11 protein-coding genes are annotated in these 17,069 nt (G+C 51.4%); 4 read left to right on the top strand and 7 right to left on the bottom strand.

The features are described 5' to 3' along the window. The first annotated feature begins 110 nt into the window (after positions 1–110). From pncB to OI69_RS00385, 4 genes are all read left to right on the top strand, one after another. Entirely contained in the window at positions 111–1,316 is a 1,206-nt protein-coding gene (gene pncB, locus OI69_RS00370; protein ID WP_039344481.1) for a nicotinate phosphoribosyltransferase, read from the top strand. Between the two features lie 311 nt (positions 1,317–1,627). Further along, a complete protein-coding gene (asnS, locus tag OI69_RS00375) occupies positions 1,628–3,028 on the top strand; it encodes an asparagine--tRNA ligase (RefSeq protein WP_039344483.1) in 1,401 nt (466 codons plus the stop codon). A 295-nt stretch (positions 3,029–3,323) separates the two neighbouring features. Continuing rightward, positions 3,324–4,433 (top strand): porin, encoded by a 1,110-nt coding sequence (locus tag OI69_RS00380; protein WP_039344486.1) that lies wholly within the window; start codon positions 3,324–3,326, stop codon positions 4,431–4,433. 313 nt (positions 4,434–4,746) lie between these two features. Then, the gene (locus OI69_RS00385; protein ID WP_039344490.1) at positions 4,747–5,937 is read left to right on the top strand and encodes an amino acid aminotransferase; all 1,191 of its coding nucleotides are present in this window, start codon (positions 4,747–4,749) and stop codon (positions 5,935–5,937) included. 192 nt (positions 5,938–6,129) lie between these two features. Here OI69_RS00385 and OI69_RS00390 read toward each other — a convergent pair whose 3' ends face one another. The 7 genes from OI69_RS00390 to cmoM form a co-directional block, all read right to left on the bottom strand. Continuing rightward, complete coding sequence (locus OI69_RS00390) at positions 6,130–6,777, bottom strand: MBL fold metallo-hydrolase (protein WP_039344493.1); 648 nt, start codon at positions 6,775–6,777, stop codon at positions 6,130–6,132. A gap of 81 nt (positions 6,778–6,858) precedes the next feature. Further along, positions 6,859–7,407 carry a YcbK family protein gene (locus OI69_RS00395; RefSeq protein ID WP_039344496.1) on the bottom strand — a complete coding sequence of 183 codons (549 nt, stop codon included), beginning with the start codon at positions 7,405–7,407 and terminating at the stop codon, positions 6,859–6,861. A 178-nt stretch (positions 7,408–7,585) separates the two neighbouring features. Continuing rightward, positions 7,586–9,325 (bottom strand): L,D-transpeptidase, encoded by a 1,740-nt coding sequence (gene ldtD, locus OI69_RS00400; RefSeq protein WP_039344499.1) that lies wholly within the window; start codon positions 9,323–9,325, stop codon positions 7,586–7,588. 394 nt (positions 9,326–9,719) lie between these two features. Next, complete coding sequence (gene mukB, locus OI69_RS00405) at positions 9,720–14,165, bottom strand: chromosome partition protein MukB (protein ID WP_039344502.1); 4,446 nt, start codon at positions 14,163–14,165, stop codon at positions 9,720–9,722. 53 nt (positions 14,166–14,218) lie between these two features. Beyond that, positions 14,219–14,941 carry a chromosome partition protein MukE gene (gene mukE, locus OI69_RS00410; protein ID WP_039344504.1) on the bottom strand — a complete coding sequence of 241 codons (723 nt, stop codon included), beginning with the start codon at positions 14,939–14,941 and terminating at the stop codon, positions 14,219–14,221. After that, the gene (gene mukF, locus OI69_RS00415) at positions 14,922–16,247 is read right to left on the bottom strand and encodes a chromosome partition protein MukF (protein ID WP_039344506.1); all 1,326 of its coding nucleotides are present in this window, start codon (positions 16,245–16,247) and stop codon (positions 14,922–14,924) included. The genes mukE and mukF overlap by 20 nt, the downstream gene beginning before the upstream one ends. Beyond that, positions 16,244–17,029 carry a tRNA uridine 5-oxyacetic acid(34) methyltransferase CmoM gene (gene cmoM / locus OI69_RS00420; RefSeq protein WP_039344509.1) on the bottom strand — a complete coding sequence of 262 codons (786 nt, stop codon included), beginning with the start codon at positions 17,027–17,029 and terminating at the stop codon, positions 16,244–16,246. Before cmoM ends, mukF begins: the two co-directional genes overlap by 4 nt. Positions 17,030–17,069: the final 40 nt, after the last annotated feature.

The raw sequence follows: 17,069 nt of genomic DNA on the forward strand, positions 1-17,069 counted from the left end.
TCTCGCGATGTTGTCGTAATGTAATAAATAGATAATCAAGGTATACTGGCCGGACATTGCTGATTGTCCCGATGGTGGATATGCATCTCACGAGGATGCTGTAACGCATTATGACTTTGCACACTTCCCCGATTCTACACTCATTGCTGGATACCGATGCCTACAAGCTGCACATGCAACAGGCCGTGTATCATCACTATTATGATGTCGACGTTGCGGCAGAATTTCGCTGCCGCGGCGATGAGTTATTAGGCGTTTACGCCGATGAGATAGCCCATCAGGTTGACCTGATGCGTTTCTTGTCCTTGAGTGACGATGAGTTTACCTATCTTGCCTCTCTGCCATTCTTTCAGCAGGACTATCTCAACTGGTTGCGGAGTTTTCGTTTCAACCCACAGCAAGTTTCGATCAAGAATCATGCTGGCAAGCTGGATATCCGCATCACCGGACCGTGGCGTGAAGTGATCTTGTGGGAAGTTCCCCTGCTGGCGGTGATCAGTGAAGTGGTACATCGGCATCGTTCCCCCGACGTCACCGCCGCGCAGGCCGTCGCTCAACTGTCTGCCTCACTGGAGAACTTTCGCCAGCACAGCGCGGCGCTGGATCTCAGCCAATTCAAGCTGATGGATTTCGGCACCCGTCGACGCTTTTCTCGCGATGTTCAGCAGACGATTGTTACGGCGCTGAAAGCTGACTTTCCTTACCTCATCGGCACCAGCAATTATGATCTGGCACGCCGTTTGGGCATCACGCCTGTCGGTACGCAAGCGCACGAGTGGTTTCAGGCTCATCAGCAAATTAGCCCAACCTTGGCGAACAGCCAACGCGCCGCGCTACACATGTGGCTACGTGAATATCCCTCACATCTGGGGATTGCGTTGACTGATTGCATCACCATGGATGCCTTCCTGCGTGATTTCGATTTACCATTCGCCGAAGCCTATCAGGGGTTGCGTCACGATTCCGGCGATCCGCTCGATTGGGGAGAAAAAGCGATTGCCCATTATCAGCGCCTGAACATCAACCCGATGAGCAAAACGCTGGTCTTCTCTGATAACCTGAATCTGGATAAGGCGCTGGCGTTGTATCGTCATTTCTGGCAGCGCATCAATCTGGTATTTGGTATGGGCACACGCCTGACGTGTGATATCCCCAGCGTGAAGCCGTTGAATATCGTCATCAAATTGGTGGAATGTAACGGCAAGCCAGTGGCAAAGCTTTCTGATAGCCCGGGTAAAACCATCTGTCAGGATCACAACTTCGTGTGTGAGCTACGCAAAGCGTTTGACTTACCCCGTGTGAAAAAGGCCAGTTGAGGCTTTCCTTATACCCTAAATCATTCGAGTTTCAGGACAAAACGTTAGCGTTTTGAACAACGCAAAGCGTTGGCCCTTTAGGGCGAGGCCCACGCGAGTGGGCCGGATCGCACATGCAACGTGATGTATGACGGGTATTGACCAACTTTGCAGCAGATTCACTCACATGCGCGAAAACTTCTCGTTATTACGATGATTTCTGCTTGTGTCCTGTTGCATCGCAAGTAACATAGCAAATGGCTCGGATTGGGCCATTTGGCGTTTTAACCACGATATATTTCTTAAACACGATTAATTAAAGAGAGAATTTTATGAGCGTAGTGCCTGTAGTCGATGTACTGCAAGGCCGTGTCGCCGTTGACAGCGAAGTCACCGTGCGCGGCTGGGTACGTACCCGGAGAGATTCTAAAGCCGGTATCTCCTTTATCGCCGTTTATGACGGCTCCTGCTTTAATCCGTTACAGGCTGTCGTTAATAATAATCTCTCCAATTATCAGGATGACGTACTGCGCCTGACCACCGGTTGCTCCGTTGAAATTACCGGTAATGTTGTCGCCTCTCCGGGCGAAGGTCAGAGCTTCGAGCTGCAAGCGACTCAGGTTAACGTTGTCGGCTGGGTTGACGATCCCGATACCTATCCGATGGCGGCGAAACGCCACAGCATCGAATACCTACGTGAAGTGGCACACTTACGCCCGCGCACGAATCTGATTGGTGCCGTGGCGCGCGTTCGCCATACGCTGGCACAGGCGATTCATCGCTTTTTCCACGAAAACGGTTACTTCTGGGTATCCACCCCGCTAATTACCGCCTCCGACACCGAAGGTGCAGGCGAAATGTTCCGCGTATCTACTCTCGATCTGGAAAACCTGCCGCGTACCGAACAAGGTAAAGTAGATTTCAGCGAGGATTTCTTCGGCAAAGAAGCGTTCCTGACGGTATCCGGCCAGTTGAATGGCGAAACCTACGCCTGCGCACTGTCCAACGTCTATACCTTTGGTCCAACATTCCGCGCGGAAAATTCCAACACCAGCCGCCATCTGGCCGAATTCTGGATGATTGAACCGGAAGTCGCGTTCGCCACGCTGGATGACGTCGCGGGTCTGGCTGAAAACCTGCTGAAATATGTTTTCCAGGCCGTATTGAACGAGCGTGCCGATGATATGGCGTTCTTTGCTGAGCGCGTCGATAAAGAAGCCATCACTCGACTGGAAAAATTCGTCAGCTCCGATTTCGCACAGGTAGATTACACCGATGCCGTTGAGATCCTGCTGAACTGTGGGAAGCAGTTCGAGAACCCCGTTTACTGGGGCGTTGACCTCTCCTCCGAACACGAACGTTATCTGGCCGAGCAACACTTCAAAGCCCCCGTTGTGGTTAAAAACTACCCGAAAGACATCAAAGCTTTCTATATGCGTATGAACGAAGACGGTAAAACCGTTGCCGCGATGGATGTGCTGGCACCCGGCATCGGTGAAATCATTGGCGGTTCTCAGCGTGAAGAACGTCTGGCGCAGTTGGATAGCCGTCTGGAAGAGATGGGGCTGAATAAAGAAGACTACTGGTGGTATCGCGATTTACGTCGTTACGGTACGATTCCTCACTCCGGCTTCGGTTTAGGTTTTGAACGATTGATTGCCTATGTTACTGGTGTACAGAATGTGCGCGACGTGATTCCTTTCCCACGCACACCACGCAACGCCAGTTTCTAAATAAAAATTTAATATAAGTAAAACAAATATCTAGAAAAGAAGAGTCGGATTTTCCGGCTCTTTTTTTTTGATTTTTGTTATGCCTCAGAAAGTTCCCCGATATTTACATTTAGATACATATTATTTCTATTTGTTACTCGATTACGAACTTTGTAGCATCTTTAGAGTGGATTAACGAGCGAGTGAATGGAAAACTGCGTTCAGACACAGGAAGACACCAAACTTTCAGGAATAGTTCTGTAAAGAATTATTTATGGCAGTGGCAGGTGTCTCAATAACACCAATGAGGGTAATAATGATGAAACGCAACATTCTTGCAGTAGTAATCCCAGCTCTGTTAGCCGCTGGCGCAGCCAACGCTGCTGAAATCTATAACAAAGACGGCAACAAGCTGGATCTGACTGGTAAAGTACATGCTGGCTATACTTTCAATAACCAAAGCGAAGAAAACGCAGACAACACCTATGCACGTCTAGGCTTTAAAGGCGAAACTCAGATCGCCAACGACCTGACTGGTTATGGTCGTTTTGAATACAGCTTTGATGCTAACTCAACTGAAACTTTTAATGGTGGGGCGGGCAAAGAAAAAACCCGTTACGCCTTTGCTGGCCTGAAATTTGGTGATTTCGGTTCTTTCGATTACGGTCGTAACATGGGCGTAGCTTATGACGGTCTGGCTTATACCGATGTTCTGCCAGAGAATGGTGGCGACAGCGGTATCACTGATACTATCACTGGTCGTATCGGTAACGCAGCAACTTACCGTACTACTAACCTGTTCGGTTTAGTTGATAATCTGGGTTTCGGCCTGCAATACGTTGCTAAAGACGAAGAAAAAGATGATAGCGGCGTAGCAATTGACAGGTTGGATCGTCGCCACGGTGATGCATGGTCAACTTCTCTGTCTTATGAGTCTGACATTGGTGTAGGCGTTGTTGCTTCTTATGGTTCTTATGTACGTACAGCATCACAACAAGGTGTTGCTACTGGTGCTGTTGGCGGCGCTAAAGCTGACGTATGGTCTACTGGTCTGAAATATGACGCGAACAATGTTTATCTGGCAGCGACTTATGGCGAAGCCAATAACTTCTACAGAATCAACGGTAGCAACGGTATCGCTGATAAGAGTTCAATTTTTGAAGTTGTTGCTCAATACAACTTCGATTTCGGTTTGACGCCAACTCTAGCTTATGTTTCTCGTAAAGATAAAGTTGATAGCGCAACTGCTAGCAACACGGGTCGTAACGACTACGCTGTGAAATATGCAAGCGTTGGTGCAACCTATGCATTCAACAAAAACTTCTCTACTTATGCTGAGTACGACATCAGTCTGCTTGATAAGGACAACGCTTATGGTATCGAAAACAATGATGTCGTAAACGTCGGTGTTGTTTACCAGTTCTAAGTTGCCAGCATAACGTAACGAGCTCATCGTTCGTATTGCATAAAAAGACAGAGCTTCGGTTCTGTCTTTTTTATTGCGCATCAGGCAACTATCATCATCAGCTATCGTAGATACATCGAAAATGCCTCTCGCGTTTTTTGTTCCAGCTTTACACCACGCTGCACCAATTATTCTTGCCTCACCAGTCTTTTATTTCGTCTCTCTCCTTCTGACTATTATTTCCCTTTCTTTTTGACATCAACGGTTGGCAAAGCCTTTTACTGACGGTACTCTGGAAATTCTTACTTCATCTCAGTTATGGAATATTCTGGCAATGTTTGAAAATATCTCTGCCGCACCGGCCGATCCTATTCTCGGGCTGACCGATCTTTTCCGCGCCGATGACCGCGCGAATAAAATCAATCTGGGTATTGGTGTCTATAAAGATGAAACCGGTAAGACTCCGGTACTGACCAGCGTAAAAAAAGCAGAGCAATATCTGCTGGAAAATGAAACCACCAAAAACTATCTGGGCATTGACGGCCTGCCAGCATTCGGTCAGTGCACGCAGGAACTGTTGTTTGGTAAGCAGAATGCCATCATTACCGACAAACGTGCCCGTACAGCGCAAACCCCAGGCGGAACGGGTGCGTTGCGCGTTGCGGCGGATTTCATTGCCAATCAAACATCTGCAAAGCGCATTTGGATCAGCAACCCAACCTGGCCAAATCACAATAACGTTTTTTCTGCTGTCGGTTTGGAAGTCTGCCAATATGACTATTACGATGCCGCAAACCACGCGCTGGATTTTGATGGCCTGCTAAACAGCCTGAACGCGGCACAGGCGGGTGACGTGGTGCTGTTCCACGGCTGTTGCCATAACCCAACCGGTATCGACCCTACCGCTGAGCAGTGGGCTACGCTGGCCGAACTGTCGGTAGCGAAAGGCTGGCTGCCGCTGTTTGACTTCGCCTATCAGGGTTTTGCCCGTGGCCTCGAAGAAGATGCGGAAGGCCTGCGACTCTTCGCCGCGCAGCACGATGAATTGATCGTGTGCAGCTCGTACTCTAAAAACTTCGGTTTGTACAATGAGCGCGTCGGTGCCTGTACGCTGGTTGCCGCTGATGCCGCAACGGCAGACAAGGCATTTAGCCAGGTGAAAGCCGTTATTCGCGCAAACTATTCTAACCCACCGTCACACGGCGCGACCGTTGTTGCAACCATTCTGGGCAACGACGCGCTGAAGGCAATTTGGGAACAGGAACTGACAGCAATGCGTGAGCGCATTCAGCGTATGCGTCAGTTGTTCGTCAATACGTTGCAGGAAAAAGGCGCGAACCAGGATTTCTCCTTCATCATCGACCAGAATGGGATGTTCTCATTCAGCGGCTTGACCAAGGAGCAGGTTCTGCGTCTGCGTGATGAATTCGGCGTGTATGCGGTGAACTCTGGCCGCATCAACGTTGCGGGAATGACCCCGGAAAACATGGCACCGCTCTGCGAAGCCATTGTTGCCGTACTCTGATCGTTTTACGATCAAAAAAGCCGACACGATGTGTCTAATGCTGTTCACTTAAGTGTGAATTTAGGGGGAAACACGGTGATGAGGTTCCCGCAAGGATACCTCACACCGTGGTCGCCCCCGGTATCTCGACCTTTAAACGATCGGCATTAACACGGTGTGTCGGCTTTTTTCTACTCTGTTACGAATCGCTCGCTACCAAATCGCAGCATCTTCACGTAAGAAAGGGTTGGTTTTACGCTCATGTCCCAATGTTGACATCGAGCCATGCCCCGGAATAAAGGTCACATCGTCACCCAGCGGCAGCAACTTATTTTTGATGGATGCCATCAGCGCCTGATGATCCCCTTGAGGAAAATCAGTACGCCCCACACCGCCATTGAAAATGACATCGCCCACCTGTGCCAGACGCGATTCTGCATCAAAGAAAACGATATGACCGGGCGTATGACCAGGACAGTGGAAAACTGCCAGCGTCGTCTCTCCCACGCTGATCTCATCACCTTCCTGTAACCAGCGCGATGGCGTTAGTGGCGCACACTCTTCCAGACCAAACATACGACTTTGTGCCGGTAACCCTTCCAACCAGAAAGCATCTTCACGCTGTGGGCCAATAATCGCGACCTGATAATACTCAGCCAATTCTGCCGCCGCGCCGACGTGATCCAGATGGCCGTGCGTTAACAAAATCTGCTTAACCGTAACGCCAACCTCTGCAACGGCACGTTTGATTTTTTCGGCATCGCCACCGGGATCGACAATCGCAGCTTCATTGGTTTTTTCACACCATAATAACGTGCAGTTTTGACTAAATGCCGTCACTGGGACAATCTGATATTTCATATCACTCCATGTTGAATAAACCGAGCGGCCTGCAATACGTTAGCAAGCCGGATCAAAAAAGTGTCGCACTGCTCTGGCGAGTTACCAGCTACGAACCGGGCCGGTATCGATGTGAACAAAATCACTGCGGGGATAGTAGCCAACGCCACCAGCACGCATCTTCATGGCGGCTTTGCGAATGTTGGCCAGTTGAACACCTTCAATGTGGAAATCCATCGCCTGCCCTTTCGTGTGGTAGCTCTGCTTTGCTACCCCTCTGCTGTGCGCACGTAATTCATTATTGGTATCGACCGCACGATAACCTGAGATCAACTGCACGGGCTTGTTCGTCCCCAGCATCACCTGTAAACGATAGAGTTGATCGAAAAGTTGAGGATCAATGGTTTTGACTTTATTCGCACGATAATCGCGGAAAAAATGATTCAGGCGGGAAAGTTCTGACTTGTTATACCGTTTGCCATCAAAGAATTCCGTTTTCAGCCGCTCTCCGGTGTTCAGGTTATTCAGCGTCAAAATTCGTGGTCGGGGTGTAGATAACGTTGCAAATGCCTGACCGGGAAGCAGTGCGATACCCAACGCGGCACCACCCAGTGCAAGCCACTTACGGCGATGATTGTCAATGTGATCCATAGAACAAGTACCCTGGCTAAAAAACGGTATAAAAGAAGGTGTAAAACACACCGCCTTGAACCTTAACTGCCAGAGAAAAGTGAGTCAACCCGCTTTGCTTACAGGTTTGCGGGAGATCGCATCGATCCCCCACAGAATGACAAAATACCAATACCACTAATGTCCGTATTTTCAATACTTACTGAAGCAACAGCCCTGCTTTGGACAGCACTTTCGTCCCGGCGCGGGCGGTATCATCATAATTGTAAATATCTGTACGGAACTGCGGCCGACCATCTTCAGCTACCCACGCGGTCAGATAATAGAGATTGACCGGAATCCGATGTTTCATTGAAACAAAGGTCGTATTTCCCTGATCCAGGGTGGAAGATATGCGACTGTTATTCCATCCCGCATCCTGCAATAGCAGGTTAGCCAGTTCTGACGCCTTATTGACGCGCACGCAACCAGAGCTTAAAGCACGGATGTCGCGCTGGAACAGATTATGATTCGGCGTATCATGCAGATAAATCGCCTCTGAGTTCGGCATATTGAATTTATAACGTCCTAACGAATTGTTAACCCCAGGCGCCTGACGCAGGCGATAGGGGAAACGCTCCGCCGACACCCCTTGCCAATCGATCATTGAAGGGTCAATGGCCGCGGCATCCTGGCTCCAGTCAGATAACACCGTGTAGCCATGGCGCTGTAAATAACCGGGATCGCGTACCACTTTAGGGATGATATCCTGACGTGTCAGCGTAGTAGGGACATTCCACGGTGGATTGACCACCACGTTATACAGCGAGCTGCTCATTAACGGCGTCTTGCGCTTGGGCTGTCCGACAATGACGCGCGACGATAAACGCTCGTTACCATCCTGATAATAGATCAGCGAATAGTTGGGGATATTCACCATAATACCTGTCTGAACATTATCCGGTAACAGGCGAAGACGCTGGATATTCAACGCCAGCAACGTAGCTCGCATTTGGGGTGAAACATTGAGCCAATCGCGCGTGCGTTTACCAATAACACCGTCATCTTCCAACCCTTGCCAATGCTGGAAACGTTTAACCGCCTCCACCAGTTCGCCCGTGTAGCGATCGTCTATGCTCGTCCCGCTATCGACCAGCGGAGTCTGCCCAGTCTCTACCGTCGTCGCTGCGGTACTTTCATTAAACAGCGTAATGTTCTCCGTTGACGACAACATGCCAGTACGTTGCAGAATTTCACGCAAAACGACCAGTTCACGGCTCTGCTGCTCCGGGCGCAGAGACTCCGTCAGATTCAGGTTCGGCCACGGGCGGTTGTCCGTCAGCATCGTTTTCAAGGCTTCATGCATTTTGGCGTATTGCGAATGCTGCGGTTTCAGTGAAACGACATAGGCCGCACTGGTGCCGGATTTCACAGCTTGTTGCCATTGAGAAACAATACTAAGCGCAGGCGATTGCAAACGATAAGGTACACTGCTGTACAACCAGTCGTTACCGTTACGTTCTACACCAGAGACGAACTGCAAATACCCTAGCATCGCATCTGATAACACGACATCACGCGCAAACCCGGTCAATTGCGGGTCGGTCAGCCAGGTTACCCAGGTGGTGAACTGTGGTTGTACGCCAGCTATCGCTAATTCGGCAAGTTGCTGTTGAAACTGTTGAACCGCGCGATTATCTTCCCACATAGGTTGCATCTGACTCTGGGAATAAAGTGATGATAAATCAGAGAGATAATATGCCGTCATGCCATGTGGCAGCGCTGCCAGCAACCTCGCACGACTACTTTCTACAGAAATCACGCCCGCGCGTTGTGACAAGTCAGAGACCACCGTCGGAGATGCCGCCAGCACCGAAAACGAAGGAGACAGGCTTCCGACCCAAATACACCCGACGCGCAACAGCAATTTTACCATTTTTCGCTTATGTAACAAAAACATCCATTTATCCCCTGTACTCATTAATCACTATGCTTGCACGACAATCCACGCTGAACATGGAAATAACAAACCGAATTCGCGGGTATACCGTCACACCAGCGTAAGCGCATTCTTTCGTTTTCGATCGTAAAAAAACGATAAAGAATGAAATATGATCATTTTTATATAGCACCCGTTATTACGGCACGCGCATTTACAAGGTACAACCACGAATCTTCCTGTGGCATACCATCGTTTTATCGTCAGTATATAAAGAGAAAAATATTTTTGCTTCTTCTTCTGATTATTATCTTTCAGGTTCGATGAACTTATTCACGGTCAGTGTGTCTCTGCGCAAAAATAAAGCCGCTTAAAAAAGCGGCTTTATCAGCATAGCGGAAAATAACAGCAAGATTTACAGCGACGAAACGTGCTCCTGCGTCTCTGCCCCTTCCGTTCCGAACCCACGCAGCCCAACCACATGGACATGCTCGTTGTTCTGATAAACTTTACGCACCAGTTTATAGGTGGTTCCCTTTTCGGGGCTGATATTTTCGGGTGCCGCGATGACTAACTGCATCTCCAGACGATCGCAAAGCTCAAATAGCGTCGCAATTGATTTGGCATCCAGACGCGCCGCCTCATCAAGGAAAAGCAGACGGCACGGAATAATATCTTTACCGCGCAGACGCTTAGACTCTTCTTCCCAGCTCTGTACCACCATAACCAGAATCGACATCCCAGTACCAATGGCTTCCCCGGTAGACAGCGCCCCACTTTCCGCTCGCAGCCAACCATCCGCGCCACGGTTAACCTCAACTTCCATCTCAAGGTAGTTTCGGTAATCCAGCAGTTCTTCACCGATGGTCTGCGGCGTGCGCTGCCCCATATCAATTTCAGGATTCAGGCGCTGATACAGTTTCGCCAGCGCTTCCGAGAAGGTCAGACGGTTGCTGTTAAACAGATCCTGATGCATATCCTGCTGCTCGGACAACACGTTGAGCAACGTGGTATGGGTTTCGCGCACATTGACGTTCAGACGCACGCTCTTCACCTGACCAAACGCCACCGCTTGTAGCCCTTGGTTCAGCATCCGAATACGGTTTTGCTCACGCTGGATCGTTTTACGAATGATATTTGCCACGCTACGCGAACTGATCGCCAACATCTGCTCACGCGCCGTCAACTCTTCGGTCAGGCGGTTAAGTTCGATTTCCATCTGCTCAATAGCTTCTACCGGATCATCGGTACGGATAATATCCTGACGGATACGCTCGCGCAGATGCTGGTAAACGGCGATGTAGAACTGAATTTTGCGCTCAGGCCGTTTCGGATCTTCAGAAAGCCGCAGCACATCGCGCAGGTGTTCGTTATCCGCTACCGCCAGACGCAGCGCACCCAATGCCTTATCCGACATGGAGCGCAGTTCATCACCTTCCATATACGCCAGTTCACGGCGGTGCAGACGACGCTCGACGCCGTTGTCTTTTACCAATCGCATGACTGCACACCAGCCCGCTTTTGCGGTCACAACCTGTTCGCGCATCTGGTGATAATCACGCTCCAGTTTGCGCAATTTCTTCTGCAAGCTGTCCATTTCCGCCTCACAGAAGGTAATCTGTTTTTCCAACTGATTACGGCGTGAGCGGTTAGTGCTTAATGCCGCGTGCAATTCATCACGACGCTGGCGGGCGCGTTCTTCGGCGTCTGCATCTGCGCGCACGCCAATGTCCTGAAGCTCCTGCGTCAGTTCTTTCAGCATATCCTGTTTGGCGTCGTAAGAACTTCTCAGCGACGCCTGAACTTGACTGTACTGCGTCAGTTGCGCCTGATGCTGGCGTAACTGTTCGCGTGCTTTTGTCCGTTCAGCCTCAGCCTGTTCCAAACGATGGCGCAGTTTGTCATTCAGACCCGCATTTTCACCCAGCATCCCAGCCGAATCGGCATAGCTGAAGTGCGCGCGGCGCTGTACCACCTCAGTCAGTGCAAACGCCTGCTGCTTTGCCTGACGCTGTGCGTTCTGCGCCTGAGTATAATCTTCCTGCAACTGCTCATGCTGCTGCGGATCGCTTTGCAAGACAGAAACCAGCGGTTCCAGCTTCGTCAGCGTCGCCCCGTGCTGTTGAATGAAGCGGGCAGATTCCTCGGTTTCATCCAGCTCCGCACGAATCTCTTCCACGCGATCCTGCAACGTCTCATCACAAAGCAGGTTAATACGTGGGATCAGTTTATTTAGCTGTGCGCTGGCTTCTTTCGCCTGATCATATTGCTGGCGCTGCTGCTGGTTTTCACCATCAAAACTCGCCATAGCACGATCCAGTTCACCACGACGCGCGCTGAGCGTACGAATTTCTGCTTCAGGATCGTCATCAAAAACAACAGCCAGATGTGTTCCGATGAAACGGCTGAAAGACTGGTGCAAGCGCTGCGTTTTCTGCACGTCAAATGACAGCGTCGCGTACTGTTCCGCCAGCGCTTCTCGTTCATTACGCAGGCTTTCCAGACGCATTTCCCGCGCGGCGCGACCAAACAGCGGCACCTCAGGGAAGCGCGAATAACGCCACTGGCGCTCCGCCACTTTCACGACCACAGCGCGTTCCAACTCTTCAACGGCAAACACACTGTCATCAAACGACTGCGGATCACCTTCAATCAGATACAAATCTTCTGGGCAGTCTTCCAGACCTGCAAGTTGATCGCGTACCAACGAGAGATCGGCGACCACTATCGCATGGCGGGACGGGCCATACAGCGCAGAGAAGTACGGCGCATCATCCAATGTCACGTCATCATAAATTTCAGACAGCAGCACGCCGCCAAAGCGTTCCGCCAGCGCATTCAGGCGCGGATCTTCGGAACCACCGGGCTGACTCAGCCGTTCGATCTGCGCTTCAACCTGCCGCTTGCGGGAGGCAATATCGTCACGTTCCACCGTGGTTTCACGCTCACGCTCCAGCAGTTGCTGCATGCATTCCGTCACCTGACGGCTATCTTCAAACGTTTCGCCGCTCTGCTCGCTTAACTGCGTCAGCATCTCCTGTGCGGCCAGCCAGACGGGCGCACGCGCCGTCAGCTTCTGAATGCGCTGTTGGGTTTGCTCCAACTCCTGACGCAGCGCCATACGGCGCTCACCCGCTTCCGCCACCAGCGCTGATAGCGTTTCGATCCGGGCATCAAGTTCTTGCTGGAGTGATTCCAACGCTTCCGGTTGATAATCCTGACCGTTGCGTTTGTTGAAATCCTGCAATAACCGCTCGGCATCCTGCTGCTCACGCAGGCGCTGCTCCAGTTCCGACAAACGCATCCGCAGCGGCTGTACTCGCTCCGCCTGATAGCGTTGCGAAGAACTGTCGCGCAGCAGGTCGCGAGCGACCTGCCAGGCCTCATTGCGATTCACCGCTCCCGCAATCTTGCTCACCAGTTCATAGGCTTGTTCGAACTGACCGTGCGCGGCCTCTGCCACGCTCAGTTTCTGCTCCAACATCAGCAGAATCTCTGTCGCTTCCTGCTCTTTCGCCTGATAGCTGTCCAGCCACTCATCAGCATTATCGGCGGTCAAATCCGGCAACTGGCACAGCGTGCGAGCGCGCTCCAACGCCTGCTGCGCCTGCTGGTACTGAATGGCTCGCGTTTGCTGTACGTCCAGCGCTTGCTGATAATCGGCAAGCTGACTTTTCAGCTCATCCACTTCCAGTTCGGCGGCATCGGCACGCTCTTCGTTTTCTGCCTGTTGCTCTCGCGCTTCTTCTACCACTTCATTCTGTTCTTCGAGGCGGTAGCTCAACTCTTCCAGATCGGCGTTATAACGCTCGATTTTTTCCTGCTGGCGCATGGCGGTCTGCACCAGATTCAGGTGATCGCTGGCTGCCTGATAATCGGTTTCCAGATCGCCTTCGGCACCGCTCTGCTCCGCCAGTTCCCGCGCCATTTCGACATGACGGTACTGTTCGCTCGCCAGTTGCTTACGACTGGAGAACAGGTCACGACGCAGTTCCAACGCGCCATCCAGATGAATACGCCGCTCGTTGGCGTGCCGCATGTAGTCAGCAGCGACATAGGAGGTTGCTTCAGAAATCAGATGCTTAAACAGATCGCGATCGGACTGGGTGACGCGGATTGCTTCCAGCGTCATGCGGTTTTCACGCAGCGCCGCTTCCATATCCTGAAACGCTTTACGCACCCCGCTGTTTTCCGGCAACAGGTAGTCACGCAGCGAGCGCGTAATCGCACTGGAAATCCCGCCGTACAGCGAGGCTTCAATCAGACGATAGAACTTGCTGCGATCGGAGGCAGAACGCAGGCGGCGCGGCACCACTCCCAGATCAAACATCAACGAGTGATAGTCGGTGATAGAGTTAAACTGCTTAAACTGAACGCCTTCCATCTCCTCGACGCGATCTTTCAATTCCTGCAAGGAGAGCACGCGCGCCTGCCGATCGCCGACAACCTGCGTCAGGATTTGCGTTGGCTGGATGGACGTCGGTAATCCCTGAATGGTGAAAGGCTTGATATCAACTTTACGATCACGCCCCGCCACCTGCTGGAGACGAACCCCAACCAGCACACGTTGATGACGCGAATTAACCACGTCCAGCGTGGAATAGCAGACGCCTGCGCGCAATTTACCGTGCAGACCTTTATCGCGTGAACCGCTGGTCGCGCCCGCCTCGGTGGTGTTTCTGAAGTGCAGAAGCGTCAGGTCAGGGATCAGCGCTGTAATAAAGGCCGCCATCGTGGTGGATTTCCCCGCACCGTTACCGCCGGATAACGTCGTAACCAGTTCATCCAGATCGAAGGTGCGAGCGAAAAAGCCGTTCCAGTTGACCAGCGTTAGTGAGCGAAATTTACCGCGTTCAATCATTCCTGTTCATCCTCAACACGTAAAGCCTACCCCAGTAGGAATGGGATAGTCTCTTATTCATCCTCGCCCGTTTCTGGCGTGGTCTCATCGGTGCGATCGTTATCGTCACTGTCATCTTTCAGCGACAAACTACCTTCAACAGGCATCGCTTCACCCTCGCGAATCATGCGTAGCTGTGCTTCGCGGGCATCATCGCCACTGCGCACATCCGCCCCGAAGCGGAACACCGACTCGGTAATTCTGAATTTGCTGCTGTCATTGCCCATAAAGTAGATCATGCCCAACCGGCGTAAGCGGTTCAGCGACGTTCTGACTTTTTCCTGCAACTTTTGTCGATCCAGATCGGAACCGGTAGAACGTTGATTCACCAGTTTCAGCAGTTTGCTTTCATCCGCCAGGCTCAGCAGTTCTTCATAAAGCTCCTGCTGGCTGAAAATGCCTTCGTGCGCCAAACGCTCCGGGCTAAGATAGAGATAGCAGAGGATTTTCCCTACCATCATATCCAGCTCAGACAGCACCGAACGCGGGATCAGCGTGGTAGATCGCGGCCGCAGATAGAAAAACCCTTCCGGCGCGCGGATCAATTCCACGTTGTAGCGGCTGTAAAACTCCTCCAGCACCTCCTGGAAATCCATCAAAAAGACGTGGTTCTCCAGTTCTTCAATGCCAATATGACGCCCGGCGCGCAATTGGCTGTCCAGCGCCGGAAAGAGGTTATTCGACAGCGCGGTTGCCAGCTTCACTGGCATAAATTGTTCAATATTTGTCGATGACATGGGCCTGCACCTTGGCTCCGTAATCATTGATCGCCTGCCACAGTGCAGGCAATCCGGTGAAATCTGTTTCGGCAACGCCCAGACGTACAGCCTGGTCGACCACGATTCGGGCAACATCAAAATGCCGCGAGCGAGGGTATTGCGCGAGGTATTCGCGCATTACTTCGCTCAAATCAAGCGGAATCTGTTGCGCTTTGTATTTATGCAGCGCCTGCTCGACCAACGCGATCAACTGCTCGCGCATTTCACTCAGCTCTTCGTATTCTAACTCCGGCGGCAGTTCACCGGTCACTTCTTCACTACGTAGCATCAGCTCTTCGTCACGCATGTCCAAGAGACGATCCGCGTTGGCGAACGTCAGCGCCCATGGGTTGTCAAAGTAGCTTTGCACAGACTGGCGCAGCCGCTGGGCAAAGACGCGGTTTTTATCCATATCAATCGCGGTACGAATAAACTTATGTACGTGGCGGTCATAACCAATCCACAGGTCTATCGTCTGCTGCCCCCAGCTCACAATGCGATCGAGTTTGTTTTGCAAGTCAAACACCAGCTTGTCGACAAACTCCAGATTATGTGGGTTATTCATTATCGCATCCTGAATACTCAGCAAGCTCGCCTGTAACTTATCGCCTGCGGCTTCAAGCGTATCCTGCAATTCACGCAGCGTAGACGACGTTTCCGTCAGCAATTGTTCACAACTGCTGATCGCCGCACGCCAGTCTTGGTTTAACAACGCCGCGATATCATCTTTAACGCCCTGTTGCTGCTCATCCATTACGCGCTGTGACAGGTCGATGCTGTCAAAAATTTCAGCAACGGAATATTTCAGCGGCGCAAACACATTGCGATGCCAGTGAAACTCATCGCCGCCTTCTTCCGCCGCATCGGCGGCACGGCTGAGTTCTTGCGCCACGATAGAAAGCTGCATGGAAAGCCGCAGCGTAGAGAATTCACGCTGGCGGATGTAATAATCGGTAATCCCGATCCCCAGCGGCGTCAGACGGTAAATCGCATTGCCTTCCGCCTGCTCGCTGGTAAAACGGTTAAGCAACCGCTGGCGCACCAGATCGTTAATCGCGTTATTGGCGCGAACGGTAATGGTTTCGTTCGTCTGATCAAACCCCTGACTCACATGACGGAAGGCATCAATCAGCTCACCTTCACTCATCTCGCCATCCATACGTTCGCCGTTAAGCGTGGCAATCGCCATCAAAAACGCCAGGCGTTCAGTGGGGAGAGAAATGGAGAAATCATTTTTTCGTGCCCAGGCGACCAGTTCGGGTACAGTCTGGGAAAAATCACTCATAATGCATCCTTCAAATGGGGTTTATGCGCCATGACATGGATATAACGGCCCAAACTCACAAAAGGCTCTTGCCGACAATATCGCTGCTCAAGCTCCAGAATGTCGTCAAATTTATCAATTTGTTGCTGCTTATTCTGCAAGTAGTCATGAAACACACGCACGCCAGTTTTGCCGCTAATGGTCAGCCCCATTTCATCAAGCCAGCCGTACACCTCTTGCGGATCCAGCGGGTGATCGGGCGATAGCGAACGCCGTTTACGCTTCGGCATGCCGGCCTGAACATAATCAAAGTTGCCCAGCACCATGTTACGCATTAACAGCCCGTGATGGTTATAAAACATCAAAGACAGCGCGCCCCCCGGCGACAGGCAATTATAGAGTATTTTCAACACCTGCTGCGGTTGCGCAACCCACTCCAGCACCGCATGGAACAATATCAGATCGGCAGGGCTTTCCATATATTGCGCGATATCCTGTGCGGCACACTGCACAAAACGCATGTTGTGGACGACACCCTGCGCCGTTGCCGCGTGTTGGGCGCGCTGAATCATCTCATTGGAAACATCGCACAACAATACCTGATGTCCTAAAGCCGCCAGGCGGCAGGCCATTTGCCCTTCACCGCCCCCGGCATCAAGGATGCGTAAAGGCCGGGCCGGAAGTTGAGCCAAAAGATCGCTCAGATCCTGCCACAACACCGCCTGCCGAAGTTTCCCTTTCGTCGTGCCATAGATATTCTGAGCAAATTTTTCGGCGATATCGTTAAAATTGCGATCCTGCATCAGTCATTGTTCCGCATCATATAAACGGGGGAGGCTCGTG

The sequence above is a fragment of the Pectobacterium fontis genome, from assembly GCF_000803215.1.
Taxonomy (GTDB): domain Bacteria; phylum Pseudomonadota; class Gammaproteobacteria; order Enterobacterales; family Enterobacteriaceae; genus Pectobacterium; species Pectobacterium fontis.